Genomic DNA, 25397 nt, shown 5'->3' with positions numbered 1-25397 from the left:
CCTGGCTTGTAATTGCGCAACGGCGTCAAGCCTCCAAAGCCGCAAGGTTCGGGCGTTCCGGTACGCGGTTGCCGACCTCATCCGCCAGCGTGCCGAACAGACTGTAGCTGCCCGTGTCATCAATCCGCACAGAGGCAATGGTACCGATCAGCGAAGCCGGCGCCATGACCTGAACCGGTTGCAGATAGGGTGACTTGCCGGCGATCTGGCCGGGATGCCGGCCGGTCTTTTCGAACAGCACGTCCAGGGTCTTGCCGACACAGGCTTTGTTGAAGGCGGCCATCTGCCGGTCGATGAGCAGTTGCAGTTCATGCAACCGCTCGGTCATTACGTGTTCGGGGACCTGATCGTCCATGTCGGCGGCCGGCGTGCCGGGACGCGGCGAATACTTGAACGAGAATGCTCCGCAGAAGCCGACCTCTTCGATCAGCTTCAACGTGTCGGTGAAATCGCGATCGGTTTCGCCGGGAAAGCCGACGATGAAATCCGAAGTGAAGGCCAGCGCCGGCTGCGCTTTGCGCAGACGCTCGATCACGCGCAGATAATCGTCGCGGGTGTGTTTGCGGTTCATCGCATCGAGGATGCGATCCGAGCCCGACTGCACCGGCAGATGAAGTTGCGGCATCAGTTCGGGCAGATCGCGATGAACGGCGACGAGGCTGTCATCCACATCGCGTGGATGGCTCGTTGTGTAGCGAAGGCGATCGATGCCGGGGATTTGCGCGAGGCGCTCGAACAGGCGCGCCAGCGTCCATGTCGTCCCGTCGGGGCCATCGCCGTGATAGGCATTCACGTTCTGGCCGATCGCGGTGATTTCGCGGACGCCGGCGGCGGCAAGGCGTTCGGCTTCCGCAAGGATTTTCTCGACCGGGCGCGAGACCTCGGCGCCGCGGGTGTAGGGCACAACGCAGAAAGTGCAGAACTTGTCGCAGCCTTCCTGGATGGTGAGGAAGGCGCTGACGCCGCGCGCACGGATCGCGTCGCGGGTGGGATTTTTCAGAAAATTGAATTTGTCTTCCGCCGGAAACTCGGTCTCGACCGGCCGCTCGCCGCGGTCGGCCTGATCCAGCAGGGCGGGCAGGCGGTGATAGCTTTGTGGACCGACCACGAGATCGACCACCGGCGCGCGCCGCATGATCTCCGCGCCCTCGGCCTGCGCGACGCAGCCCGCCACGGCGATCGTCACCTTGCGCCCGTCTTTCGCCGCTTCGTCCTTCAGGACGCGCAGTCGGCCGATCTCCGAATAGACCTTCTCGGCGGCCTTCTCGCGGATGTGGCAGGTGTTCAGCACCACGAGATCGGCTTCGGCGACGTCCTTGGTCTCGGCGAAGCCGTCAGGGGCCAGCATGTCCGCCATACGAAGCGAGTCGTAGACGTTCATCTGGCAGCCGTAGGACTTGATATAAAGCTTGCGGGGTCCGGTCATACCGCTCTGCGGAGCGCTGTCGGCGCGGGATGCGTCAACGGTCCTGTTTCCTTCCGTCCAAATGCGACAGGCATGCCGGGGTTCCTGAGAAGCCCCTCATACATCCAAATCGGCCAAAAAGGAATTCTCCGGCCCCCGGATTGGCCGAATTCGGCAGGCCGGTGCGGAAATAACCCAGATTTTTCAGGCTTCAAGACCCGACGCGCAATCCGTCCGGGGACGGGCGGATGAGGGTTCAGTCAGGATTGTCGTCCTTCAGGGGCACGGCATAAAGCTCCAGCCGGTGATCCACCAGCTTGTAGCCGAGCTTCCGCGCAACCTCGGCCTGCAGCCGCTCGATTTCCTCGGACTGGAACTCGATGACCTCGCCGGTCCGCAGATTGATCAGGTGGTCGTGGTGCGCGTCCGAAATCTGCTCGAACCGGGCACGGCCTTCCCGGAAGTCGTGCCGTTCGATGATACCGGAATCCTCGAACAGCTTTACCGTGCGGTAGACCGTGGAGATCGAGATGCGATCGTCGATGTTTGCGCAGCGGCGATACAATTCCTCGACATCCGGATGATCGTCGGAATCATTGAGCACGCGCGCGATCGTGCGGCGCTGATCGGTCATCCGCATGCCCTTCTCGGCGCAACGCGCTTCGATATTCGTCAGCTTCCGAATGTTCGATACCTTGGCAACCACACTACCGCCTCGTCTCCAATCCTGGGACGCATCTTAGTTACACAGCAGCAAACCGTCCATTATCCATCCGGTCACACGAGATTGCGGCGCAGCACCAACGCTGCAGCGGGTTTGCCTCCAGTATTCATATAATAGCCTTCACGCCGTCCGACTTCCACGAAACCGGAGCGCCGGTAAAGTTTGATTGCCGGCGCGTTACCTTCGTCGACTTCGAGAAAAACTGCGTGAACGCCGAGCGCGGCCAGGCGCCCGAGATGGTGGCGCAGAAGCGTGCGTGCAACCGAGCGCCCGCGATATCTCTGCGCGACAGCGACCGACAGGATTTCCGCTTCGTCGGCGGCCATGCGTGAGATGACGAATCCGGCGAAGTTGCTCCCGATCGCGGCACGATGCGCGACCACGCTACGATCGAGAAGCATGCCTTCGATTTCGTCATCGCTCCAGCCGCGCCGGAACGAGGCCGCGTGAAGCGCGGCGATTGCTGCGACGTCGCGCAAGACGGCGTCCGAAACGATCGGCGGACGCGCCGGCGAGACCATATCGAAAAACCATCGCATCATCGGCGCGGCAGGATCGATGCGGTTTGCGGATGGGCGTCCGGAGGACGCAGATAGAGGGGCTTCGGTGGCGCCGCACGCAATTCAGCGCGTGCGCCAAGACGTGCAACCCAGTCGATATCGGGAGAGCGCCGCTCGTCGATCGGCGGCAAATGCGTGGGATCGGGCCAAAGCTCTGCCATCATCGCCGCGCCCGATCCGACAAGCCGTGCCGACGCACCGGCCGCCGCATGCACGGCGTCCTCGACCGGAATGATACGCGGCGACAGCAGCACGCGGCCCTGCGCGCCATATAATTCGAAATAGACATGCCGGTGACGGCCATCGACAGCTGCGGCAACCGGCATGTTGGGGTCGGCGGCGATATACGGGGCTGCGAGCGCGGCGAGCGTCGTGATCCCGACAACCTCTTTCTTCGCGGCGAGCGCAATGCCGCGCGCGGCTGCGATCCCGACGCGCAGGCCGGTGAAGCTGCCTGGCCCGACCGTGACCGCAATCCGGTCGAGCGCGAAGAAATCAATCCCGGCTTCGCGCATCACGCGATCGAGCAGCGGCATCGATGCCTCGGCATGGCCGCGGCTCATGATCTCGCTTTCGCTCGCAAGGATGGCAGCCTGCCCGGAATCGAAGATCGCGGCCGAACAGGCCTCCAGCGCGGTGTCGATGGCGAGGACAAGCATGCGATGATTATAGACATCCCGGCGACGGCCGGGATGCCTATCGCAGGGCTGCAGCGACGGTCCCCACCTTTGTGGGGCGCTGTGAAATCAGACGGGGCGGACTTCGTTCACGTCCGGCACGAAATGCCGCAGCAGGTTCTGAATGCCGTGCTTGAGCGTCGCCGTGGAGGAGGGGCAGCCGGAGCAGGCGCCCTTCATGGACAGGAACACAACGCCGTCCTTGAAGCCGCGGAACGTGATATCGCCGCCGTCATTGGCGACCGCCGGACGCACGCGCGTCTCGATCAGTTCCTTGATGGTCTTCACGGTCTCGGCGTCGGCCGCGTCGAAGAACTCGGCGCCGTCAGAATCGCCTGCGGTTTCGCCGTCCCTCAGGAGCGGCGCGCCGGACATGTAGTGCTCCATGATCGCGCCGAGGATGAGCGGCTTCAGTTGCTGCCACTCACCGGCGGTCTTGGTGACGGTGATGAAGTCTGACCCGAAAAACACGCCGCTGACATTCGGGATGTCGAACAGCTTTTCGGCCAGCGGCGACTTGGCGGCCTGCCCCCGGTCGGTCATCTCAAGCGTGCCGTCGAGGACGTTGCGGCCGGGCAGAAACTTCAATGTCGCCGGATTCGGCGTGGCTTCGGTCTGGATAAACATGGACAGCTCCGCCGGGGCCCATTCGGCAGGCCCCGTGCCCTTATAGATGGCGTTTTGTCGAACAAGGTCAACCGGCAAAGGCGGCCGGCTGGGCTGCGGCTCAGGACAGGGCGTCGAGTTCTTCGTCGCTCAGATGGCCGGGAACAATCGCGACCGGGATCGGAAATTCACCCGCCGTCCGCGCAATCGACGTGACCAGCGGCCCCGGGCCTTCCTTGGTCGTTCCCGCAGCAAGGACCAGGATCGCGATGTCCTCGTCCTCGTCGATCAGCTTCAGAACCTGCTCGATCCAGGAGCCCTCGCGGATGACCCGCTCCGGGGTGATGCCGGCGACGCCGTTGGCGCGCCCGGTCGCGCGATCGAGCGCCTCATTGGCCTCTTCATAGGCTTCCGCGCGCATGATGTCGGCGACGCCGAGCCATTGCTGGTTGCGGTCCTCGATATCGATCACGCGCAGCATGATCATGCCGGCGCCGATGCGGGAAACGCGGCGGGCGGCGTAATAGATCGCCCGGTCGCATTCCGGTGAATCGTCGACCACAACCAGGTATTTCGGCTTGTGACCGGATTCGTAGGAGCGGCGCTGACGGCTCATCGGCTATCCCTCCACGCAACGGATGTTGCCATGGCGCACGCCATCATCACAAGGCGACGCAACGGCGATTTCGGGGATTCGCAGGATATCAACGCCGGACGAGGCCAATGATGTCCTTGACCGACAGCATGGTCTTCGCCGCAATCTCCCGCGCGCGGTTCGATCCGTCTGCCAGCACGGCGTCGATATAGGCGGGGTCCGCGACCAGCCGCTTCATTTCGCCGCCAATCGGGCCAAGCTTGGCGACCGAGAGATCGACGAGCGACGACTTGAAGGTCGAGAATTGTGCGCCGCCGAATTCGCGCAGCACGTCGGCCTTGGTGGTGTCCTTCAGCGCGGCATAGATGCCGACGAGGTTGTCGGCTTCCGGACGTGTCTCAAGGCCCTTCTCTTCGCTCGGCAGCGGTTCCGGATCGGTCTTCGCCTTGCGGATCTTCTGCGCAATCGTGTCGGCATCGTCGGTCAGGTTGATGCGCGAATAATCCGACGCGTCCGACTTCGACATTTTCTTCGAGCCGTCACGCAGCGACATCACGCGGGTCGCTGGTCCCTGAATCAGCGGCTCCGGCTGCGGGAAGAACGCGTCGCCAAAGCCGTGCTTTGCGATCGAGGCGGAGTAGTCGTTGTTGAACTTCTGCGCGATGTCGCGCGACAGTTCGAGATGCTGCTTCTGGTCTTCGCCGACCGGCACATGCGTCGCGCGGTAGACCAGAATGTCGGCGGCCATCAGCGTGGGATAGGCGAACAGACCCACCGACACATTCTCGCGGTCCTTGCCGGCCTTCTCCTTGAACTGCGTCATGCGGTTCAGCCAGCCCATGCGGGCGACACAATTGAACACCCACGCAAGCTCGGCGTGCTCGGCGACCTGACTCTGGTTGAAGACGATATGCTTCTTCGGGTCGATGCCGCAGGCAATGAAGGCTGCAGTCACTTCCCGGATCGCCTTCGGCAATTCCTCGGGGTCCTGCCAGGTGGTGATGGCGTGCAGATCGACAACGCAATAGATGCATTCGAAATGCTTCTGCAATTCGACGAACTTGACGATTGCGCCAAGATAATTGCCGAGATGCAGGTTTCCGGTCGGCTGTACGCCGGAAAATACCAGTTGCTTGAAGGCCATGGTCGTCTCTTCAGGTAGGCAGAGCGCGAGCAGCAAGAGTGGACGCCGGTTTTGCGTCCGATCGCGCGCCAACAGATAAGGCGCGGGTCAATGCCACGCAAAGGCAGCGTCGGCAAGAGCCTCAGCCGCGGCGGAAAAGGGCCTGCCAGTCTTGCGGGCGCGCGATGCCGGTCAGCCACAGGCAGGCGGCGTAGAAGGCCAGACCGCTCCCGATCACCAATCCGAGAGCGGCCACCTGTGTGAGCCGACTTTCGATCACGCCAAGGCCGAGAAGTTCCGCCAGCAGGCGCACGACAATTCCCATGGCCAGCGCGCAGAGCGCGATCAGGAGGAGGCGCCGCCAATCGCCGGTCTCCAGGTGAAGGAGCTTGCGCCGCGTTGCGATCGTCCACAGCAGGCCCGCGCCGATCCAGCCGGACAGCCCGACCGACAGCGCAATCCCCGTCGGGCGTCCGGCTGCGAGAAAGATGACGCTGCCGATCAATGCGGCTACGAGGCCGGCGCCGGCGGCGATCATCGGTGTACGCGTGTCTTCGCGCGCGAAAAAGATGGGCGACAGCGCCTTGATCAGAACATGGCCCGGCAGTCCCAGGGCGAGCGCGCCGAGCATCGCTGCCGTCGAATTGCTGTCGGCGATCGTGAAGGCGCCGCGCTCGAACAGGATCCGGATGATCGGCCACGACAACAGGGTGAGCGCGATCGCGGCCGGCAGTGCGAGGCCGAGCGCCATTTCGATGCCGTGCCGGATGGTGCGCGGTGCAAGCTCGCGGTCACTGCCGCGTACCGCATGCGTGAGGGCCGGCGTCATCACCGTGCCGATCGCGATGCCGACGATCCCGAGCGGCAATTCAACCAGACGGTTCGCATAATAGAGCCATGACACCGCCCCGGGCCAATCGGACGCCACCATCACCGCAACGATCATCGTGAGTTGCGGAATGCCGCTGGCGATCAGGCCCGGTATTGCGAGCGCTGCAAATCGCATGGCCTCCGGGCGCGGCAGGAGGCCGATCGGCGTGGATTTTTCCGGCCCGATCCATACTGCGAAGCCGACGAGTGCGAGTTGGCACATGCCTGCGCAAGCAATCGACAAGGCGACGATTCGAGCAGACCCGTCGCTGTCTCCCGCATGTGCGAGGAATGCGGCGGCAATCGCGAACAGCATCACGATATTGAATGTCACGGCCGCAAATGCCGCGATGCTGTAGCGATGATTGGCGTTGAGTACGCCCATCAGCACGGCGACCGGACCGGCCAGAACGAGATAAGGCAGCATCAGCCGCGACAACTCGATCGACAGCGCGAGCGGCTGCGGCCGATCGGAAAAGCCCGGCGCCAGCCCAAGCATCAGAAGCGGCATGGCAAGCGCGAGCAGTAATGATGCCCCGACAAGGACCAGCGTAATCGTGCCAATCAGCCTGCCGGCAAACGCGCCCGCGGCCTCCTCGCCGCCCTCGTCGCGCCGGCGCAGATAGAGCGGCACGAAAGCCGCGTTCAATGCGCCTTCGGTCAGCAGCCGCCGGATCAGGTTCGAAAACTGGAACGCCACAACGAAGGCTTCCGCCCGCGCGCTTGCCCCAAAGAGCGCGGCAAGAGCGACGTCGCGGACAAAGCCCAGCACCCGTGAGGTCAGGGTGGCTCCGCCGACGATCAGGACATGCCGGGTCATAGACATGACTTCGATACCCATCCTAAAGCCCGGCTCTTGTCACCATGCGGGCAGCATGTCACATCGAAAAAAGTCTGGTTCGAATGTCGACCGGGCTGCTCCCCCATTCGTCGTGACGGCAGAACGGGTCCGGCGGTCGGAATTCCAAGGCAGGCGTCCTGCTCGGTACCAGCGAGGTCTGCATCCCACATCGAAAGGCAAACGCTTCAAGCTTGCCGAGGTCCGGTGGGAATTCGAGCGCGCGGCGGGGCTGACACACAAGGCGCGCGAACGTGCCCAGCTGCTCGAACGCGCCGCGGCCTGCGTTCGTGCGTGATGCGGGCGCAAGCGTGGGCAGTCTTGTTCGAGGCCCACGGTTGCCCTGAAAGCGGCCGCAGCTATAGTGCGCCGCCCTTTGTCCAGAGGAACCACGAATGACCGCTCCCCGTTACGACGTTCTCGGAATTGGCAATGCCATCGTCGATGTCATTGCTCGCGCCGATGACGATTTCCTCATCAAGCAGAACATGCAGAAGGGAGGCATGGCCCTGATCGACGAGGCGCGTGCGGACGCGATCTACGAGGCGATGGGGCCTGCGACGGAAAGCTCCGGCGGTTCGGCGGCCAACACGATTGCCGGCGTGGCCAGCCTCGGCGGACGCGCTGCGTTCGTCGGCAAGGTCCGCGAGGACGTGCTCGGTACCGTCTTCGCCCATGACATCCGCGCGCTCGGTGTCGGCTTCGATACGCCGCGCGCCAATGACGGGCCGTCCACCGCGCGCTGCTACATCATGGTTACGCCGGACGGTGAGCGCACCATGAACACCTATCTCGGTGCCGCGCAGAATCTTTCGCCCGCAGACATCGATCCGAAGCTGATCGGAGACGCGGCGATCACTTATCTCGAGGGCTATCTGTGGGATCCGCCGCACGCCAAGGAAGCGTTCCGCAAGGCCGCGAAGGCTGCGCATGACGCCGGACGCACGGTAGCTCTGACGCTGTCGGACGCGTTCTGCGTCGACCGTTATCGCGACGAGTTCCTGAAGCTCATGCGCGACAAGACGGTGGACCTCGTATTCGCGAACGAAGCCGAGCTGAAGAGTCTCTATCAGACCGCCGATTTCGATTCAGGGATCTCCGCGCTCAGGAACGATGCGACGCTCGCGGTGGTCACCCGCAGCGAGAAGGGCTGCGTTGTGGTCAGCAAGGACCATACGCTGGCGGTTCCGGCGGCGCCGATCGACGCGCTCGTCGATACCACCGGCGCGGGCGACCTGTTTGCGGCCGGCTTCCTGTTCGGGCTCGCGACCGGCCGCGATCACGCGGCCTGTGGAAAGCTGGCCGCGCTCGCGGCGGCGGAAGTGATCCAGCATATCGGTGCGCGGCCGGCGGTGTCGCTGAAGGCGCTGGCGCAGGAAAACGGATTGCTCTGAAACGACGAAGGGCGCGAGTCTCGCTCGCGCCCTTCACTCAATTTCTATTTCTGAGCGCTGCTCAGGACTGCCAGGCGAAAGCCACCTTATCCAGCACCTTGGTGCCGAAGCGTTCCGATGAGCGCGCCACCGCACGGCCGCCGAGCGCACGATAGAATTCCACCGCCGGTTCGTTGTCGGACAGCGCCCAGATCACGAGGCTCTTCAACCCGCTCTGCGCGAGATCGCGGCGTGCGGACGTGAACAGCCGGCGGCCAAAGCCGAGGCCCTGGAATTCCGGCTTAAGATAAAGCTCGTAGACCTCGCCATCGTAATACAGGCTGCGCGCGCGGTTGCGCCCATAATTGGCGTAGCCTGCAATCGTATCGCCGAATTGCATCAGCGCAATGCGGCTGCCCTTGCGAATGGCGGAGTGCCACCAGTCGGGACCACGGCGATTGATCAGCTTTTCGAGTTCGGTGCCCGGGATGATTCCCTGATAGGCCGAGCGCCATGCCTCGTCGTGAGCGAGGGCTACGTCGCCGGCGTCTGAAGGCTTTGCTCGTCGAATCTCGATTAGGGTCGTGCTCATGACGCCATATGAGCAAGGGCCGACTCGGCGTTCAAGCCCCATAATTAATGAACGGTTAAAGTGTGGATTTTTTGCACCGGTTGGATGGTGCGGCCTGCCATGTTCCGAAACACAATTCTTCGGAATGGCCTGATTTTGCAGGCTTTTTCGTGAGCCTTGTCCGGCGTGTCCCATCACAGGACACGCCGCGGAGGCGGAGTTTTACACCGCTTCCGCTTCCTTGCGGCGCTCTTCGCGCTTGCGATCGTTAGGATCGAGCAGCTTCTTGCGCAACCGGATCGATTTCGGTGTGACCTCGACCAGTTCGTCGTCCTGGATATAGGCGAGCGCCTTTTCCAGGGTCATGCGGATCGGCGGCGTCAGCCGCACGGCCTCGTCCTTCGATGTCGTGCGGATGTTGGTAAGCTGCTTGCCCTTGAGCACGTTGATTTCGAGATCGTTGTCGCGCGTGTGTTCGCCGACGATCATGCCGCGATACACTTTCCAGCCGGGCTCGATCATCATCGGGCCGCGATCCTCAAGCTTCCACATCGCGTAGGCGACCGCTTCGCCCTGTTCGCTGGAGATCAGCACGCCATTGCGCCGGCCCTGCACTTCGCCCTTGTACGGCGCGTATTCGTGGAAGAGCCGGTTCATCACCGCGGTGCCGCGCGTGTCGGTGAGAAGTTCGCCCTGATAACCGATCAGTCCGCGCGTCGGTGCGTGGAATACTAGCCGCAGTCGGCCGCCGCCGGACGGTCTCATCTCAAGAAGATCGGCCTTGCGTTCGGCCATTTTCTGCACCACGACGCCGGAATGCTCCTCGTCGACGTCGATCACGACTTCCTCGATCGGCTCGGTGAGCGTGCCGTTCTCATCGCGCTTCAGCAGCACCTTCGGTCGCGACACCGAAAGCTCGAAGCCTTCGCGGCGCATCGTCTCGATCAGGATGCCGAGTTGCAATTCGCCACGGCCCGCGACCTCCATCGAATCCTTCTCGTCGGATTCGGAAACGCGCAGCGCGACATTACCTTCGGCTTCGCGCAGCAGGCGATCGCGGATCATGCGACTCGTGACCTTCGATCCTTCGGTGCCGGCGAGCGGGGAATCGTTGACGCGGAAGGTCATCGCGAGGGTCGGCGGATCTATCGGCTGGGCGGGGAGGGGCGTCGTCACTTCCGGCGCGCAGATCGTATGCGCGACGGTGGCATCCGGCAGGCCCGCGATCGAGACGATGTCGCCGGCTTCGGCTTCCTCGAGCGGCGTGCGTTCGAGACCGCGGAACGCAAGGACCTTTGAGATGCGGCCTTCCTCGATCACCTTGCCGTCGCGATCGAGCACCTTGGCCATCTGGTTCGGCTTCACGGTACCGGAGGTGATGCGGCCGGTGATGATGCGGCCGAGATAGGAATTCGACTCCATGATTGTTCCGAGCATCCGGAAGGGACCTTCCTCGATGGTCGGCTCGGGAACATGGCGGAGCACGAGTTCGAACAGCGGCTTCATGCCCTCGTCCTTCGGGCCGTCTTCCGCGAAGTTCATCCAGCCTTCCTTCGCCGAGCCGTAGAGGATCGGAAAATCGAGCTGTTCGTCGGTGGCGTCGAGCGCTGCGAAAAGATCGAAGACTTCGTTCAGGACCTCCGACGCGCGGGCGTCCGGCCGGTCGACCTTATTGATCGCGACAATCGGCTTGAGGCCCATCTTCAGCGCCTTGCCGACCACGAACTTGGTCTGCGGCAATGGGCCTTCGGCGGCATCGACGAGAACGATCGCACCATCGACCATGTTCAGGATGCGCTCGACCTCGCCGCCGAAATCGGCGTGCCCCGGCGTGTCCACGATGTTGATGCGCACATCGTTCCAGACGATCGAGGTCGCCTTGGCCAGGATCGTGATCCCGCGTTCCTTTTCCAGATCGTTGGAATCCATCGCACGCTCGGCGACGCGCTGGTTCTCGCGGAAAGTGCCGGATTGCTGCAGCAGGCGATCGACCAGTGTGGTCTTGCCATGGTCGACGTGCGCGATGATCGCGACATTGCGAAGTTTCATACGATGGGGTCCAGAATCAAAAACGCGGGCCGAAGGAGGGATGTTTTGGTTCCCGGGGCCCGCTCTATTGCGGCGCAATATAGTCAGGACGGACCGAGAAGCAACCAAGCTCTGCCGGTCGCCCTTCAGGGAGTGTCCCTGGACATATATTCCTAAAGTTGCCGAGGGGCAATCACGATGCGGTTGTCGAGGACGAAGTGACTGAGTTGTCGCGCGCGATGGTTCCGCTGCCCAGGGCGTCCGACGACCTTGCAGCCTAGATCGTCAGAGGGGCCTTCGAGTCCCGGCGCTTGCGGGCAGCGGGAGCCGGCGCGAGGGCTGCGCGCCGTTCGGCGACCGCGCGGCGGGCCTGTTCGGCGGCGAGGGTGAGGGCGGACAGGAGGTTCTGGTCGATGTCGCCTGCTTCGATCAGGCGGATCGCGCGCTCGATGATGTCGTCGATCTCGAGGCTGATCAGTTCGAGTTCTTCGGCGGCTGCGGAGCGCGCGCGCTTGACGATCATGATCAGGTTTTCGAGGTCGTGGCGGTCATTGGCGGCGGGGCTGGTGCGGCTGGCAAGCCACGCGGCACCCGAGCCGCAGAACGAAATCAGCATCAAACCCCAATACAGCGCCTCGCTGTAACGCTCGAAGAAGCTTTTTTGCTCGCCTTCGAGATAGGCGAGAGTACCGGGATGCACCGCGAGCGTTGCCGCCTTGGCGGTGTCCGGGCTTTCAATCTTGGTGAAGGCCGGGAACTCGCTGCCTTGCGCCTGCTTTGCGTCGAACAGCCACTTGGTGAAATTGCCGGCGACCGTATCGTCAAGCGAACGGCGCGCAACGATGTAATGCGATACGCCGATGGTCTCGATCGCTTCGGCGGGCCGCGAGCCGCCGAAAGAGCCGGCGGGTATCTCGGTCGATTCGTAGACCGGGTTCTGCTGCTCGATCGCTTCGGACGAGCCGATCTCGAGGAATGTCGGTTGCTCCTTGCCGCGTGCCAGCGCCGTCACCGCTTCCGCCGTGATCTTGCTGCCGATCGGACCGACGGCGAGAAGCGCGTCGAACTTCGCGGCCCTCAGTTTCGTGGTCAGATCCTCGGTGCTGAACTGAATGGTCGCGACCTTTTCGGGCGGCACGCCGTATTGTCCGAGGATCGTGTGGAGCATCGCGACATTGGCGCTCGACTGGCCGACGATCGCAACGGTCCGGCCGCTCAGGTCTTCGATCTTCTCGACCGGCTTCGCGCCAGTCGGCGGCGTCGGCGCCTTGGCTGATTTGGCCGCGCTGCCCTTTTTCTTCGCTGCACTCTTGCTCGCTGTCTTGGCTGAAGCGGACGCCGCGGGAGCATCCGTTGCTGGAACAATCAGCACGGCGACGTTGCGGCGATGGATCGCGACGACCTGCCCCATCTTCGGCATGGCGACATCGCGGCGAACCACGGCAAGATCGACCGCTCCGGTGTCCAGCGCCTCGGCGCTCTGCTGCGCGTTGTCCTGCTGAACGACCTTCAGTCGGAGCGGCCCTCGCTCGCGCGCGAAATACTGCGCCAGATTATGGACCAGCCGCAGATCCTCGCTTTGCCGCGGACCGACCGCGATGTTGAGCGTTACGGGCTTCGACTGGATGTAGGACACCACAACCGCGATGCCCGCGCCGGCGAGGACGATCCCGAGCAGGATCATCAGGGGATTGCGCGAGATGCGGCGCAGACGCGCGCTGCCGCCGAGCGGCCGCTTTTCAGGCGCGGGCTCAGCCGGCGTGAACGATGGGTTGTGAACGTTCATGAATGGGCGCGGGGCCCTCTTGTCACCGGATCGCTGCCACTTGCTCCGATGATTATGACTTTATCATGCTATTCTGAACGAATAGTCATTTTTCCTTGAGGTCGCTCTCGGGGCGCTAGCCGGCGCCCGCGGTCCGGCCCCACGGTCCCGCCTTACCGCCAAGGCTGAAGCCTTCCGGCATCGCCTGGCTGACCATCATCAGCTCGCCCAGTGTTTCGGTGGTGATGAGGCCGACGAGACGGCCGTCCGGCTCGATGACGGCGACCGCCGGAACCGAGCGTTCCTGCAGCAGCTTGACCGCTTCTTCCAGCGGACGCCTGCGGTCGAGTGATACCACATCGGTTGTCATGGCTTCGCTGACGCGCGCCTGCGGCCCGAAATCCTTCAGGCCGCGAATGATGTCGCTGCGCGTGAGCAGACCGACCGGCCTGTGGTCGCCATCCACCACCGGGAATTCGCTCTGGCTGGTCTGAAGCAGGACCTCGACCGCATTCTCGATCGGCGCATCGGGCGACAGCGTCGCGATCTTGGTCATGGTGGCGGTGACGACAGGTACGCCGCGAGAGACGGCGCGGAGCGCGACCATGTGCGCCTCGGACGAGGCCGCGAGATAAACGAAAATCGCAATGAAGATGAGGATCGGGTTGTAGAACAGGCCGATGAAGCCGAGGAGGAAGGCCGCGCCCTGTCCGATCGCGGCCGCGATTTCGGTGGCGCGCACGAAGCCGAGGCGCGCACTCAATGCCGCGCGCAGCACGCGGCCGCCGTCCATCGGAAAAGCCGGGATCAGATTGAACAGTGCGAGAAACAGGTTCACCGCGGCCAGCTTGTCGACCATCGGAATTTTCGTGTTGTCGAGTGCGGCGAAGGCGGCATTCGAGGTGACGTCGGCGCCGGCGAAAAGCAGCAAGGCACCGGCGATGACGACATTCACCAGCGGACCTGCGATCGCGATCAGGAATTCCTCGATCGGCTTTTCAGGAATGCGTTCGAGCCGCGCCACGCCGCCGATCGGCAGCAACACCACGTCCGGCGTGATCACACCGAATGCGCGGGCGGTGAAGATGTGGCCGAATTCATGCGCGAGCACGCACAGGAAGACGAGGATGATGAAGATCAGGCTGGTCCACCCGGCGCTGGCGCCGCCGGATGCATAGGCCGCACCGAAGATCCAGACGAGGAACAGGAGGAAGGTGATGTGAATGCGGACCGCCGTGCCCGCAATCGATCCGACGGTGACTGACCAGCCCATGAAGCCCTCGCGGTGAGACCTTTAGGTTCTCGAAGCGTTGAGACTAGAAAGCTAATATCGAAACCAGCCTGATTGTAGGGCGTTCGGCCTGCTCATTCCTGCCGGAGCGGGAGATCAGACTTTATGCGCTGTGTCCCCGCCGTCGCGGGGACGAGCGGACACCTGGAGTTTGGTTCATGGCTGAGAAACTCACCGGAGAGGCCCGCAAGGCCGCACTTGCCACGATCCCTGAATGGACCGAGCTGATGGAGCGCGACGCGATCTTCCGCAAATTCGTGTTCAGGGATTTCAACGAAGCCTTCGGCTTCATGACGCGCGCGGCCTTGATCGCGGAGAAGCGCGACCATCATCCGGAATGGCTGAATGTCTACAAGACGGTGGAGGTGACGCTCTCGACCCACGACGCCGGAGGTTTGACGGAAAAGGACATCGCCCTGGCAAGGGCGATGGACAAGCTGGCGGGATGATCATTGTCGTAGCCGCGAACTCAGTGCGCTCCCTCCCCCTGAAAGGGGGAGGGTTGGGGAGGAGGTCAAGTGGCCTCGAAGATGGACCCCCACCCGACGAGCTTCGCTCGCCGACCTCCCCCTTCCAGGGGAGGTAAAGAAGAAGGATCAGCTGTACATCACCTGCACGTTGGTGTTCTCGAACAGGCCTTCCTCGCCGAATTCGACACCAATGCCGGAGCCCTTCACGCCACCGAACGGCACGTTGGGCTGGATCGGTCCGTGCTTGTTGATCCACACCGTGCCGCATTCGAGCTGCGCGCCGTATTCCTTCGCCTTCTCGATATTCTTCGACCACACCGAGCCGCCGAGGCCGTTCGGGTTGTCGTTGGCGCGCACGATGACTTCATCGACATCGGAATAGCGGATAATGGGCAGCGCCGGTCCGAACTGCTCCTCGTCAACCAGCGGATTGCCGTTGTCGAGCCCGCCGATCAGCGTGATCGGATAGAACAGGCTGCCCTTTTCCGGATCGCCGCCCATCAGCACCTGGCCGCCGCCCTTCTTCGCCGCTTCGACGAGGCGCGTGACCTTGTCGTACTGCATGCGGTTCTGCACCGGGCCGAGCTGCGTGTCGTCCTTCAGGCCATCGCCCATCGGGATGGTCTTCGCAAATGCGACCAGCTCCTTGCAGACATCGTCATAGACGCTGTCATGCACGTAGAGCCGCTTGAGCGCAGCGCAGGTCTGGCCGTTATTGATAAAGCCGCCCCAGAACAGCCCCGGCGCGATCTGCTTCGGATCGACATCCGGCAGCACGATTCCGGCATCATTGCCGCCGAGTTCGAGCGTGAGACGCTTCAGGGTGTTCGCCGCGCTCGACATCACCTTCTTGCCGGTTGCAGCCGACCCGGTGAACACGATCTTTCCGATGCCCTCATGCGAGGACATGGCGGCGCCGATGGTGTCTTCGCCCGCGATGCCGTTGAGGACGCCGGCCGGCAGCACCTCGTTCATCAGTTCGATCGCGCGCAAGGTGGACAGCGGCGTGAACGGCGACGGCTTGTTGACCACCGTGTTGCCCGCGCGGAGCGCCGGGAAGATGTGCCAGATCGCGATCAGCACCGGCCAGTTCCATGGCGTGATCGAACCGACGACGCCGATCGGACGGCGATGCAACTCGATGCGGCCTTCGTTGTTGTCCTGGAGCACCTTCACCGGGATATCGAGCGAAGCGGTGTAGTTCGCCCAGGCGCCGGCGCCGCCCATCTCGAAGCGAGAGCCAAGCCCGTTCAGCGGCTTGCCCTGCTCCAGCGTGATCAGGCGTGCGATCTCCTCGGCATTGTCGGTAAGCTTCTGCGCCGCCGCATGACAGAATTTCTGGCGCTCGGCATGCGACAGCTTCGACCAGCTCGCGAATGCGGTCCGTGCGGATTCGACGGCGAGATCGAGATCCGCCGCACTTGCCTTGGGTGCGAGTCCAACGACCGCGCCGGTCGACGGATTGCGAACCTCGAAGTGATCCTTGGTCGGGACGGACTTGCCGCCGATGGTGAGATTGTAACGGGTCGTTTCCTGCACTGCTATTGTCCTTGCGTTACTGTTCCGGCGCGAAGTGGAAGATGGTCGCGCCCTTGGGCGAATAGTTCGGCACGTCTGCCGCAACCTTCTGTCCCATGTCCGACTGCATCGCTGCACCCATGGCCTGCGGAGAGTCGAAGAAGGCCTGGAAGATGCAGAACGGAACGTTGTCGGCGGGCCCAACGGCCGCCGGATAGGAATAGTGGCAGGATTTCAGCCCGGGGAGCTGCTTGGCAAGGGGGATGTGCGTCTCCTTGTAGTATTTCTTGAAGTGGGCCTCGTCATCGGGGCGCGGATAAATGACAGTAAGACAGTGCATCGGGTGCGTTTCCCTGGTTTGTTCTCGGGCGTGACGCGATCGAGGAGCTTTGCTCATGGCCGCCCATTCCCGCGAAAGCGGGAATCCAGATGTCGTCTCTCTGGGTCCCCGCTTTCGCGGGGACGAACGGTGCTGATGGCTATCGACCGGCTACGCGGCCGCGGTTGCGGCTTGCGGCGATGATACACGATTGAGCCACGCGTGAATGCGCTGTGGCGTCGCGATGCGATCCCATTGCTGCTCGGGATAATTGAAGTTCTCGGTGAACTCGTCCGCCAGCGTCTTGTTCTGGCTCATCGTCCCAATCAGCGCGCCCATCGCTTCGGAGGGCGGCGCCAGCATCAGGTTGGTCCAGCGCGATGCCGCGAGCACGCGATCCTGCCGGCGCATGTCGACCTTTTCGCAGAAGCGCGCATCCAGCGCGTCGGCATTGACGATCTCCTCGCCCAGCACGAAGGCGGCGTAGGAGGCCATATTCGCGCCCTGGCCCATCATGGGATCGACGACGGAGTGAAGGTCGCCCAACGCGATCGCGCATTTGCCGCCGTCAAACTGTACGGTGGAGTTGCGGACGGTGGGCACGACCCCGCCCTGCAGCAGGTCCTGCGGCTGCGCGAGATCGAAGCTCGCGGTGTCGATGCGGTCGTAAGTGGTCGGATGATGCTTTTCGAGCTTGCCGAGCAGCACCTGCAGGAAGCGCTTGCGGTCCTGTTCGTAATTGAGCGTGGCGAGTTCTTCCAGATCGCCGCCCGGCACATTCTCCATCAGCAGCGCGTTGGCGATGCCGTCGAAAGTCAATGTCGGGATCACGATCATCTCGCCGTGGCCGGGAGAAACCGAGAGCGTGACATTCATCGGGTTGGGCTGGCGCACGCCCTTGTAGAGGCCGACGCAGAGCCGGCGCTGCGGCTGCGTGTAAGGCGAATGTTCGGGCCGATACGAGAACAGATCGCCGAGTGCGCCCTTGCCGGTGGACACTACCAGCAGATCGAAGCGGTCCACCAGAGCCGGGATGTCACCTTCCTCGATCTTGCGGATTTCGATCTTGCCGCCGCGGCGCGCGAAGTCGTTCATCAGCGTCGGCAGATAGATGCGGTAATCGACCGCGCGGCTCGGCTTCTTGAAGTCGCCGCGGAATTGCAGCGGCTGCGGAAAATTGAAGACGTGGTCGTGGTAGTAATAGAACAGCTTCGGATCGTTCCAGTGATCGAGGCCGAGGTAATTCTCGCGCGCGATCGTCACGGCATGATGTGCGACGGTGTTGAGCAGACGTGAGTTGCGATACTCGTCCGCAGCGCGATCGGTGATGATCGTCGCGTCGACACCATGCTTTTGCAGATAGAGAGCGAGATGCAGGCCGCCGACACCGGCGCCGACAATTCCGATCGAACGCTTCAAAGGATCCTCCCGATTTTCAGATTTCTTGCTTGTTGGCGCGAAGCTTAGGGCACGGTCCGGGCTGGCGTATACGGAATGAACAGAATAAGATTTATTCCGGCTGGGAATTAGTCGGATGGACCGGATCGACTGTCTGCTGGCGTTCGTGCGGGCCATGGAGGGCGGAAGCTTCTCCGCGGCGGCCAAGGAACTTGGGCTCGGCCAGCCGGCCGTGAGCAAGCGGATCGCGCTGCTGGAAGAGGAGTTCGGTTCGCAGCTTTTCATGCGCACGACGCGCAAGCTGACGCCGACGCGCGAAGCGCATCGCGTTTACGATCTCGCGCGTCAGGTGCTCGGCACCTTCGAGGCGGCGCGCGCCAGCATCCGTGAGGCGCCAGCGCGTCCGTCCGGAACTTTGCGCGTCAGCGTTCCGTCATCCTTCGGCCGGCATTATCTCATGCCGATCGTGCGCGATTACGCGCGCGAGTATCCGGACGTGAAGCTCGATCTGCGTTTCGATGAGCGCACCATCAACCTCGTCGAGGAGGGGATCGAGCTTGCGCTGCGCATCGGACAGCTTGAGTCGAGTTCGCTGATGGCGCGCCGGATCGGAACGGTGAGGCGCCATCTGGTCGCGACGCCGGTCTATCTGCGCGAACACGGCACGCCGCGCACGCCGGACGATCTGAAGGACCATCAATGCATTTCCTACGCGCGGCTGGCGCCGGCCAACCAATGGACCTTCGAGTCCGATGACGGACGCCATGTTGTCAGCATTTCCGGTCCGGTGATGGTGGACGATGCGGATGCGATGAGGGAAGCGGTGCTGCAGCATCTCGGCGTCGCGATCGTGCCGGCCTGGTGCGTGACGGACAGCATCCGCCGCGGGGAAATGAAGGCGTTGCTGCCTGATTACACAGTGTCCACCATGCCGCTGCACGCGGTCTATCCGGAGACGCACTGGATGTCTGCGCGGGCGCGCAGTTTCCTCGATTTTGTCATCGCGCGGGCGGAAGACTTCAACGCTTGAGCGGTTTGACCGGGCGCGCGATCCGAGACTTAGACGCCTGCTTCCGGAAACCGGCTTTTCAGGTCTGATTTCGCGGCGTTCAGGATTTCGCGCGCAAGCTCGGGATCGTCGACCGACCGCGCCAGCACCAGCGCGCCGACCATTTCGGAAAAGACCGCAATCGACGTTGTCCGGGTTTTGCTCCGGGTCTCCGAAGGCAACAGCTTTGCAATCTGTCCGACGAGCGAACGAAAGCCTTCCGCAAAGACACGGCGCACATTGCGGCCGCGACGAGCCGCTTCCGGCGCGAGGGCTGCAAACATGCAGGCAGTGCCGGCCTTGGACAGCTTCGCCTCATCCAGATAGCGGTCGACCAGTGTCGTGAAAGGTTTGCCGGATTCGCTTGCGATCGTCGCCCATGCCTCGCCGGAACGGTCAAAGGCGCGGTCCGCGGCCTGAGCGACAAGGTCATCCTTCGATTTGAAATGCCCGTAGAAGCCGCCATGGGTCAGCCCGGCAGCGGTCATCAGTTCGGACACGCTCACGCCGTCGAAGCCCTTTTCCCGGAACAGGCGGCTCGCAACGTCGATAATGCGTTGATGATTGGCGTCGGCTTCCTCGCGGCTGACTTTCATGGGTCCTGTCCCCGGCTGGCTTGACATTTATATGATGGTCAACATAAATACGCAAATAGATGATGACCGTCATTTAAAGCGGCGTGATCGCGCCATTAGATGGGGAATTGCGTCATGCTGGCATCGTTGTTTGCGCCGATCTTTGGCCGCTGGAATATCTATTACGGCTGGATCGTGGTCGCCGCGACCTTCGTCACGATGCTGGTGACTGCGGGTGCGCTCGGCACGCCGGGCGTGCTGATGGTGCCGCTGCAGAAGGAATTCGGCTGGGACGCATCGCAGATTTCGTCGGCCCTCGCGATCCGCTTCATGTTGTTCGGCGCGCTCGCACCCTTCGCCGCGGCATTGCTGAATCATTTCGGTGTGCGACGGATGGCGACAGGAGCGCTGGCGACGATCGCGCTGGCCCTCCTGCTTTCGCTTGGTATGACACAACTCTGGCAGCTCGTGCTGCTCTGGGGCGTGATGCTCGGCATGGCGACCGGGGTCACGGCGATGGTGCTCGGCGCGACGATCGCGATGCGGTGGTTTTCGCAGCGACGCGGATTGGCTGTCGGCATTCTCTCGGCGAGTTCGGCATCCGGCCAGTTGCTGTTTCTGCCGCTCCTTGCAAGCATCACCGACAGCCATGGCTGGCGGGTGACACTGGCAATCGTCGCTCTGGCGCTGGTGGTCACCGCTGCCGTCGTCGTGCTGTTCCTGAGCGACCGGCCTTCCGATCTCGGCTTGCCGGCCTTTGGCGACAGCAAGGTGCAGCCGCCGGTGGCGGAGAAGCCCAGCCTGTGGCTTGCCCTGATAGAGCCGTTCACGGTGCTGGCGGACGCCGCACGGGTGCCGGTGTTCTGGATCCTGTTTGGAACCTTCTTCATCTGCGGTGCATCGACCGCGGGCCTGATCCAGACGCACTTCATCGCGATGTGCGGCGATGTTGGAATCCTCCCCGTAGGCGCCGCAGCCGTGCTTGCCGCGATGGGCGCATTCGATTTTCTCGGCACCGTCGGTTCGGGCTGGCTGTCCGACCGCTACGACAATCGCTGGCTGCTGTTCTGGTATTACGGCTTGCGCGGTCTGTCGCTGCTGGTTCTGCCGTTCACGTCATTCTCGTTCTACGCCCTGTCGCTTTTCGCGATCTTTTACGGTCTCGACTGGCTCGCCACCGTTCCGCCGACCGTGCGCCTGACTGCGGAACGGTTCGGTCGCGAGCGGACCAACATCGTGTTCGGCTGGGTTTTCGCGGGTCATCAACTCGGCGCCGCGGCGGCAGCCTTCGGCGGTGGTCTGAGCCGGACGCTGCTCGACAGCTACCTGCCGGCTTTCTTCATTGCCGGAGCCCTGTGCATGATCGCAGCGGGTCTCGTGCTGCTGATCGGCAAGGACGAGGCCGCTCCGACCGGGACAGTTCGTGCGGGGGCGGCTGCCTGATCGACTGGAGGCGGTCTGCTTGCGAGGCGGGCGTGCCGTGGCCATCTTGTGGCTGTTGCAGTCTGTCGCTTGGGGAGCCATCGATGGTCCGTGCCAAAGCCGCTACTGCCGATGAGGCATCATTCAACGACAAGGCCGCTGCCGACGAGCAGACGGTGCGCGCCGGCTTCTGGCCGAAGGTGACGAGGGTCGCGGCGCGGCTGCCATTCGCCGAAGACCTGCTGGCGGCTTATTACTGTGCCTTCGACCGGCAGACGCCGAACCATGTGCGGGTGATCCTGCTCGGTGCGCTGGCCTATTTCGTCATGCCGATCGACGTGGTTCCCGACATGCTGCCAATACTGGGCTTTGCGGACGATGCCGCGCTGCTGGCCGGGGCGCTGAAGGCCGTCACCGACGCGATCCGGCCGGAGCACCGCGAGGCTGCGCGGCGGACGCTGGCGGCTTAGCCGCGTCCAGGCCCTTGCGAGGCCAGGCGGCACGGTGGCCAGAAATCCACACGAAGCTGTGAAGTGCGAGGAGGGGGCGGAGGCTTTGAACCTTCCGGCGGGCCGGCACGACTGATGTGCAGGATGCGATGACCGTATCCCTCACACAGGAGAAACCCAATGTTCCGCAAGACCATCCTCGGCCTCGCTGCTGGCGCCGCTCTCGTAACCGCCGCTATGGCCCCGACGGCCGCTTCCGCTCACTATTACGGTGGGTATGGCTACAAGTCGTATTACGCCCCGTCCTACAATTACTACACCCCGTCCTACAGCTACGGCTACAATTCCTACGGCTACGGCTATCGCTCGTACGGCTACAAGTCCTACGGTTACGGCTACTAATCGCTCTTCGGGTTCACCTGTGTGACCCCGGCGCCGTTTCAGGCAGCCAACCCGGTCTCCGAAAGGAGGCCGGGTTTTGCTTTTTCGGGCGTGGTCGTCACGGTTTCAGAATCGCCTTGCCCATGATCTTGCGTGCGGCGATGTCTTTCAGCGCCTGCGCAGTTTCGCTCAGCGGGTAGACCGCATGCACATGCGCAGACAATTTGCCGTCTGCACACCAGCGCACGATCTCGTTCATGTTGGCCGCCTCGGCTTCCGGATCGCGCGCGACGAACGCGCCCCAATGCACGCCGACGATATCGCAGCTTTTCAGCAGCACGAGGTTGAGCGGTATTTTCGGAATTTCGCCCGCGGCGAATCCGATGACGAGATAGCGACCGGCCCACGCCATCGAGCGCAAGGCCGGTTCGGCGTACCTGTCGCCGACCGGATCGTAGATCACGTCGATGCCATGGCGTCCGCCGAGGCGCTTCAGCTCGGCGCGCAGATCATTCGCGGCGTAATTGATGGTTTCGTCGGCGCCGTGCTTTTTCGCGAACGCGCATTTCTCGTCCGATGACGCGCAGGCGATGACGCGCGCGCCCATCAGCTTGCCGATCTCCACTGCCGCAAGGCCGGTGCCGCCGGCAGCACCGAGCACCGCGAGCGTTTCGCCCGCTTTCAGCTTCGCACGGTCCTTCAATGCGTGGATCGTTGTGCCGTAGGTGACCGAGAGCCCGGCCGCGCGGTCAAGGTCGAGACTATCCGGCACCTTCACGAGACGCGATGCCTTCTGCACGTAATATTCGCGCGCGGCGCCGTAGGCCGCATAGCTCATCACCCGATCGCCGATCTCGAAGCCTGTGACTCCGGGACCCACCTCATGAACCGTTCCTGCAAATTCTGCAGCCGGTGAAAACGGAAAATCCGGCTTGACCTGATACTTTCCGGCGATCAGCAGCGTGTCGAAAAAATTGAGCGCGGCAGCGGCAACCTTGACGACGACTTCGCCCTCGCCGGCTTCCGGCTCCGGCAGATCGTAAAGTTCCAGATCGTCAGCGGTGCCATAGCGGCGGCAGATGATGGCTTTCATGTCCAGACCTTCTCCGGCGCGACCTGCGGCGAATGTGCACAACGGGCATAGATGAAGGCGCCGCGCCATCACATCGCCGATTTTCACTTATTATTGCAATCGACTCTCTGTGCTAACCTGTTGTCGGCCATTCCGAATCTATCGGGTTTCGAAGATGCGCGCGCTCACACGTCTGTCCGTTCTGTCCAGCCTGCTTGGTGCGGCGGCCCTGCTGTCTGCCGGTGCTGCCATCGATTCGGCGCGGGCGCAGTCTGCGGCCCAGCTGCTCGGCGAATTCGGCGGCTGGGGCGCCTATACGGCGGCTCCCGGCGGCAAGAAAGTGTGTTTCGCGCTCGCCAAGCCTTCGTCTTCGGAGACCGTGCCGCCGAATCGCCCGCGCGACCCGGCCTGGCTGTTCGTCTCGACCCGTCCCTCCGAGAAGGTGAGGGAGGAGGTGTCGATCATCTTTGGGTATCCGCTCAAGGCCAATACCGACGCCACGATCGAGATCGGTTCGACCAATTTCGCGATGTACACCCAGAATGACGGCGCCTGGGTGAAAAACGCCGCGGAAGAGGCGCGGCTGGTAGATGCCATGCGTAAGGGGGCGGAAGTGACCGTGCGCGGCGAATCGGGCCGCGGCACCAAGACCATCGACAAGTTCTCGCTCAAGGGCGTCGCGCAGGCGCTGGACCGCGCCGCACAGGAGTGCCGGTAGGCGTTCCTACGCTGCCCTGATCTGATTGTAGTCTCCCCACGAGGTCATTGCCGGGCTTGACCCGGCAATCCATCATTGAGAAATGGCCTTTTGGGTTTATATGCTGGCGAGCAAGCCCGGCGGGACGTTGTATGTCGGCGTCACCAGTGACCTGATTCGCAGGGCCTGCGAGCACAGGAACGGACTGGCCGCCGGCTTCACGCGACGATATGGCGTCAGGCGGCTGGTCTATTTCGAGCAATACGATGACCCGGCTACCGCGATCCAGCGCGAAAATAACATCAAGCACTGGTCGCGGGATGGAAGATCGATCTGATTTTAGCCTCGAATCCCGACTGGCGAGACCTGTATGACGAAATCGCATCGTGACGAAAAGGATGGATGCCCGGGTCAAGCCCGGGCATGACCCAGTAATGATCGCTGTCCCCGCCATTGCCCCGCTCGAGAAGACGCCGCTTGAGGTTTATGTCGCGCCCGACAAGCCCTCGCTGGTCGGCGCTTCGCGTGCGCAACTCGCGGACATGCTGGGCGGGATCGGCGTGCCCGAGCGCGAGCGCAAGATGCGCGCGCAGCAGATCTGGCACTGGCTTTACGTCCGGGGCGCGCAGGATTTCTCTACGATGACCAGCATCTCGAAAGAGGTGCGCGGCGCGCTCGACCAGCATTTCACGCTCGATCGTCCGGAGGTCGTGACCGAACAGGTATCCGCCGACGGCACGCGCAAATGGCTGCTGAAACTCGCGAGCGAGACGCCCGGCGAGCGGCCGCACATGATCGAGACCGTCTATATCCCGGAGAGCGATCGCGGCACCCTGTGCGTGTCGAGCCAGGTCGGCTGCACGCTGAACTGCTCGTTCTGTCATACCGGCACGCAGCGTCTGGTTCGCAATCTCACGGCCGGCGAGATCGTCGGCCAGATCATGGTCGCGCGCGACCGGCTGGGCGATTTCCTTGGGCAGGCGCGGGCCACCGGCCCAGGCCTGCCGACCGAAGGCGAGCGCTGCGTCTCGAACATCGTAATGATGGGAATGGGCGAGCCGCTCTACAATTTCGAGAATGTGCGGGACGCGCTGCTCGTGACCATGGATGGCGACGGGCTGTCGCTGTCGAAGCGGCGCATCACGCTGTCGACGTCCGGCGTTGTGCCGAACATCGCGCGCACCGGTGCCGAGATCGGCTGTTCGCTCGCGATCTCGCTGCATGCCGTGCGCGATGATCTGCGCAATGAACTCGTGCCGCTGAACCGCAAATATCCGATCAAGGACGTGCTCCAGGCCTGCCGCGACTATCCCGGCGCCTCGAACGCGCGCCGCATCACCTTCGAATATGTGATGCTGAAGGGCGTCAATGACTCGCTCGCCGAGGCGAAGGAACTGGTGCGGCTGCTCAAGGGCATTCCGGCCAAGATCAACCTTATCCCGTTCAATCCCTGGCCGGGTTCGCAATACGAATGCTCCGACTGGGAGCAGATCGAGAAGTTTTCCGAGGTGGTGTTCAATGCGGGCTATGCCTCGCCGGTGCGCACCCCGCGCGGTCGTGACATTCTGGCCGCCTGCGGCCAGCTCAAGAGCGAGACCGAGAAGCTCTCGGCCCGCGAGCGC

The 25397-nt window shown here is 63.1% G+C and carries 25 protein-coding genes and 1 pseudogene; 9 read left to right on the top strand and 17 right to left on the bottom strand.

From position 1 onward, the window contains the following. Positions 1-25: 25 nt before the first annotated feature. From miaB to murJ, 8 genes are all read right to left on the bottom strand, one after another. Entirely contained in the window at positions 26-1426 is a 1401-nt protein-coding gene (gene miaB, locus VNZ93_RS14395) for a tRNA (N6-isopentenyl adenosine(37)-C2)-methylthiotransferase MiaB (protein WP_325706215.1), read from the bottom strand. 235 nt (positions 1427-1661) lie between these two features. Then, the gene (locus VNZ93_RS14390) at positions 1662-2045 is read right to left on the bottom strand and encodes a Fur family transcriptional regulator (RefSeq protein ID WP_325706313.1); all 384 of its coding nucleotides are present in this window, start codon (positions 2043-2045) and stop codon (positions 1662-1664) included. A 137-nt stretch (positions 2046-2182) separates the two neighbouring features. Next, the gene (locus tag VNZ93_RS14385) at positions 2183-2668 is read right to left on the bottom strand and encodes a GNAT family N-acetyltransferase (protein WP_414710080.1); all 486 of its coding nucleotides are present in this window, start codon (positions 2666-2668) and stop codon (positions 2183-2185) included. Further along, positions 2668-3348 (bottom strand): tRNA (adenosine(37)-N6)-threonylcarbamoyltransferase complex dimerization subunit type 1 TsaB, encoded by a 681-nt coding sequence (gene tsaB / locus VNZ93_RS14380; RefSeq protein ID WP_325706209.1) that lies wholly within the window; start codon positions 3346-3348, stop codon positions 2668-2670. Before tsaB ends, VNZ93_RS14385 begins: the two co-directional genes overlap by 1 nt. A gap of 87 nt (positions 3349-3435) precedes the next feature. Continuing rightward, positions 3436-3993: a NifU family protein gene (locus tag VNZ93_RS14375; RefSeq protein WP_325706206.1), complete on the bottom strand. Its 558-nt coding sequence runs from the start codon at positions 3991-3993 to the stop codon at positions 3436-3438. A 100-nt stretch (positions 3994-4093) separates the two neighbouring features. Next, positions 4094-4588, bottom strand: a complete 495-nt coding sequence (locus tag VNZ93_RS14370; protein ID WP_325706203.1) for a universal stress protein — start codon at positions 4586-4588, stop codon at positions 4094-4096. 88 nt (positions 4589-4676) lie between these two features. Then, positions 4677-5711 (bottom strand): tryptophan--tRNA ligase, encoded by a 1035-nt coding sequence (gene trpS / locus VNZ93_RS14365; protein ID WP_325706200.1) that lies wholly within the window; start codon positions 5709-5711, stop codon positions 4677-4679. 121 nt (positions 5712-5832) lie between these two features. Beyond that, positions 5833-7380: a murein biosynthesis integral membrane protein MurJ gene (murJ, locus tag VNZ93_RS14360; RefSeq protein ID WP_325706197.1), complete on the bottom strand. Its 1548-nt coding sequence runs from the start codon at positions 7378-7380 to the stop codon at positions 5833-5835. 413 nt (positions 7381-7793) lie between these two features. On the opposite strand from murJ, the gene VNZ93_RS14355 reads away from it, so the two are divergent. Beyond that, entirely contained in the window at positions 7794-8792 is a 999-nt protein-coding gene (locus VNZ93_RS14355; protein WP_325706194.1) for an adenosine kinase, read from the top strand. A gap of 61 nt (positions 8793-8853) precedes the next feature. Here VNZ93_RS14355 and VNZ93_RS14350 read toward each other — a convergent pair whose 3' ends face one another. From VNZ93_RS14350 to VNZ93_RS14335, 4 genes are all read right to left on the bottom strand, one after another. Beyond that, the gene (locus tag VNZ93_RS14350) at positions 8854-9363 is read right to left on the bottom strand and encodes a GNAT family N-acetyltransferase (protein ID WP_325706191.1); all 510 of its coding nucleotides are present in this window, start codon (positions 9361-9363) and stop codon (positions 8854-8856) included. A 201-nt stretch (positions 9364-9564) separates the two neighbouring features. After that, a complete protein-coding gene (gene typA / locus VNZ93_RS14345) occupies positions 9565-11391 on the bottom strand; it encodes a translational GTPase TypA (RefSeq protein WP_325706188.1) in 1827 nt (608 codons plus the stop codon). A 256-nt stretch (positions 11392-11647) separates the two neighbouring features. Then, the gene (locus VNZ93_RS14340; protein WP_325706185.1) at positions 11648-13156 is read right to left on the bottom strand and encodes a TAXI family TRAP transporter solute-binding subunit; all 1509 of its coding nucleotides are present in this window, start codon (positions 13154-13156) and stop codon (positions 11648-11650) included. A gap of 115 nt (positions 13157-13271) precedes the next feature. Then, positions 13272-14408 (bottom strand): site-2 protease family protein, encoded by a 1137-nt coding sequence (locus VNZ93_RS14335; protein ID WP_325706182.1) that lies wholly within the window; start codon positions 14406-14408, stop codon positions 13272-13274. Positions 14409-14584: 176 nt separating this feature from the next. On the opposite strand from VNZ93_RS14335, the gene VNZ93_RS14330 reads away from it, so the two are divergent. After that, positions 14585-14875 carry a 4a-hydroxytetrahydrobiopterin dehydratase gene (locus VNZ93_RS14330; protein WP_325706179.1) on the top strand — a complete coding sequence of 97 codons (291 nt, stop codon included), beginning with the start codon at positions 14585-14587 and terminating at the stop codon, positions 14873-14875. Positions 14876-15022: 147 nt separating this feature from the next. Here the strand turns inward: VNZ93_RS14330 and VNZ93_RS14325 are convergent, their stop codons facing one another. The 3 genes from VNZ93_RS14325 to styA all read right to left on the bottom strand — a co-directional run bounded on the left by VNZ93_RS14325 (position 15023) and on the right by styA (position 18152). Next, entirely contained in the window at positions 15023-16435 is a 1413-nt protein-coding gene (locus tag VNZ93_RS14325) for an aldehyde dehydrogenase family protein (protein ID WP_325706177.1), read from the bottom strand. Between the two features lie 16 nt (positions 16436-16451). Next, positions 16452-16754, bottom strand: a complete 303-nt coding sequence (locus tag VNZ93_RS14320) for an EthD family reductase (RefSeq protein WP_325706175.1) — start codon at positions 16752-16754, stop codon at positions 16452-16454. 150 nt (positions 16755-16904) lie between these two features. Further along, complete coding sequence (gene styA, locus VNZ93_RS14315; protein ID WP_325706172.1) at positions 16905-18152, bottom strand: styrene monooxygenase subunit StyA; 1248 nt, start codon at positions 18150-18152, stop codon at positions 16905-16907. 115 nt (positions 18153-18267) lie between these two features. On the opposite strand from styA, the gene VNZ93_RS14310 reads away from it, so the two are divergent. After that, entirely contained in the window at positions 18268-19161 is an 894-nt protein-coding gene (locus VNZ93_RS14310) for a LysR family transcriptional regulator (protein WP_325706169.1), read from the top strand. A 29-nt stretch (positions 19162-19190) separates the two neighbouring features. Here VNZ93_RS14310 and VNZ93_RS14305 read toward each other — a convergent pair whose 3' ends face one another. Beyond that, a complete protein-coding gene (locus VNZ93_RS14305) occupies positions 19191-19775 on the bottom strand; it encodes a TetR/AcrR family transcriptional regulator (RefSeq protein ID WP_325706166.1) in 585 nt (194 codons plus the stop codon). A 114-nt stretch (positions 19776-19889) separates the two neighbouring features. Here VNZ93_RS14305 and VNZ93_RS14300 point away from each other — a divergent pair, with 114 nt between their 5' ends. The 3 genes from VNZ93_RS14300 (at position 19890) to VNZ93_RS14290 (ending at position 22027) form a co-directional block, all read left to right on the top strand. After that, the gene (locus VNZ93_RS14300) at positions 19890-21197 is read left to right on the top strand and encodes an MFS transporter (protein WP_325706163.1); all 1308 of its coding nucleotides are present in this window, start codon (positions 19890-19892) and stop codon (positions 21195-21197) included. Between the two features lie 83 nt (positions 21198-21280). Further along, positions 21281-21646, top strand: coding sequence for a YkvA family protein (locus tag VNZ93_RS14295; protein WP_325706160.1), 366 nt, complete (start codon positions 21281-21283; stop codon positions 21644-21646). 159 nt (positions 21647-21805) lie between these two features. Then, a complete protein-coding gene (locus tag VNZ93_RS14290; RefSeq protein ID WP_325706158.1) occupies positions 21806-22027 on the top strand; it encodes a hypothetical protein in 222 nt (73 codons plus the stop codon). Between the two features lie 97 nt (positions 22028-22124). Here VNZ93_RS14290 and VNZ93_RS14285 read toward each other — a convergent pair whose 3' ends face one another. Beyond that, positions 22125-23099, bottom strand: a complete 975-nt coding sequence (locus VNZ93_RS14285) for an NADPH:quinone oxidoreductase family protein (protein WP_325706156.1) — start codon at positions 23097-23099, stop codon at positions 22125-22127. Positions 23100-23253: 154 nt separating this feature from the next. Between VNZ93_RS14285 and VNZ93_RS14280 the strand changes: the two genes are divergently transcribed. The 3 genes and pseudogenes from VNZ93_RS14280 to rlmN all read left to right on the top strand — a co-directional run. Beyond that, positions 23254-23796, top strand: a complete 543-nt coding sequence (locus tag VNZ93_RS14280; RefSeq protein ID WP_325706153.1) for an invasion associated locus B family protein — start codon at positions 23254-23256, stop codon at positions 23794-23796. An 82-nt stretch (positions 23797-23878) separates the two neighbouring features. Beyond that, positions 23879-24165, top strand: a pseudogene (locus VNZ93_RS14275) (GIY-YIG nuclease family protein). Between the two features lie 44 nt (positions 24166-24209). Continuing rightward, positions 24210-25397: 23S rRNA (adenine(2503)-C(2))-methyltransferase RlmN (rlmN, locus tag VNZ93_RS14270; protein ID WP_325706150.1), on the top strand; the 1188-nt coding region annotated here is incomplete at its 3' end.

Origin of the sequence: Pseudorhodoplanes sp., from assembly GCF_035565795.1 — a bacterium.
GTDB lineage: Bacteria > Pseudomonadota > Alphaproteobacteria > Rhizobiales > Xanthobacteraceae > Pseudorhodoplanes.
This window is presented reverse-complemented; position numbering and strand designations above follow the sequence as displayed.

Bases quoted from the DNA above. Each gene is read 5' to 3' on its own strand.
- miaB (WP_325706215.1), bottom strand. From the start codon at position 1,426: ATGACCGGACCCCGCAAGCTTTATATCAAGTCCTACGGCTGCCAGATG.
- VNZ93_RS14390 (WP_325706313.1), bottom strand. From the start codon at position 2,045: ATGCGGATGACCGATCAGCGCCGCACGATCGCGCGCGTGCTCAATGAT.
- VNZ93_RS14385 (WP_414710080.1), bottom strand. From the start codon at position 2,668: ATGCGATGGTTTTTCGATATGGTCTCGCCGGCGCGTCCGCCGATCGTT.
- tsaB (WP_325706209.1), bottom strand. From the start codon at position 3,348: ATGCTTGTCCTCGCCATCGACACCGCGCTGGAGGCCTGTTCGGCCGCG.
- VNZ93_RS14375 (WP_325706206.1), bottom strand. From the start codon at position 3,993: ATGTTTATCCAGACCGAAGCCACGCCGAATCCGGCGACATTGAAGTTT.
- VNZ93_RS14370 (WP_325706203.1), bottom strand. From the start codon at position 4,588: ATGAGCCGTCAGCGCCGCTCCTACGAATCCGGTCACAAGCCGAAATAC.
- trpS (WP_325706200.1), bottom strand. From the start codon at position 5,711: ATGGCCTTCAAGCAACTGGTATTTTCCGGCGTACAGCCGACCGGAAAC.
- murJ (WP_325706197.1), bottom strand. From the start codon at position 7,380: ATGACCCGGCATGTCCTGATCGTCGGCGGAGCCACCCTGACCTCACGG.
- VNZ93_RS14355 (WP_325706194.1), top strand. From the start codon at position 7,794: ATGACCGCTCCCCGTTACGACGTTCTCGGAATTGGCAATGCCATCGTC.
- VNZ93_RS14350 (WP_325706191.1), bottom strand. From the start codon at position 9,363: ATGAGCACGACCCTAATCGAGATTCGACGAGCAAAGCCTTCAGACGCC.
- typA (WP_325706188.1), bottom strand. From the start codon at position 11,391: ATGAAACTTCGCAATGTCGCGATCATCGCGCACGTCGACCATGGCAAG.
- VNZ93_RS14340 (WP_325706185.1), bottom strand. From the start codon at position 13,156: ATGAACGTTCACAACCCATCGTTCACGCCGGCTGAGCCCGCGCCTGAA.
- VNZ93_RS14335 (WP_325706182.1), bottom strand. From the start codon at position 14,408: ATGGGCTGGTCAGTCACCGTCGGATCGATTGCGGGCACGGCGGTCCGC.
- VNZ93_RS14330 (WP_325706179.1), top strand. From the start codon at position 14,585: ATGGCTGAGAAACTCACCGGAGAGGCCCGCAAGGCCGCACTTGCCACG.
- VNZ93_RS14320 (WP_325706175.1), bottom strand. From the start codon at position 16,754: ATGCACTGTCTTACTGTCATTTATCCGCGCCCCGATGACGAGGCCCAC.
- VNZ93_RS14310 (WP_325706169.1), top strand. From the start codon at position 18,268: ATGGACCGGATCGACTGTCTGCTGGCGTTCGTGCGGGCCATGGAGGGC.
- VNZ93_RS14305 (WP_325706166.1), bottom strand. From the start codon at position 19,775: ATGAAAGTCAGCCGCGAGGAAGCCGACGCCAATCATCAACGCATTATC.
- VNZ93_RS14300 (WP_325706163.1), top strand. From the start codon at position 19,890: ATGCTGGCATCGTTGTTTGCGCCGATCTTTGGCCGCTGGAATATCTAT.
- VNZ93_RS14295 (WP_325706160.1), top strand. From the start codon at position 21,281: ATGGTCCGTGCCAAAGCCGCTACTGCCGATGAGGCATCATTCAACGAC.
- VNZ93_RS14290 (WP_325706158.1), top strand. From the start codon at position 21,806: ATGTTCCGCAAGACCATCCTCGGCCTCGCTGCTGGCGCCGCTCTCGTA.
- VNZ93_RS14285 (WP_325706156.1), bottom strand. From the start codon at position 23,099: ATGAAAGCCATCATCTGCCGCCGCTATGGCACCGCTGACGATCTGGAA.
- VNZ93_RS14280 (WP_325706153.1), top strand. From the start codon at position 23,254: ATGCGCGCGCTCACACGTCTGTCCGTTCTGTCCAGCCTGCTTGGTGCG.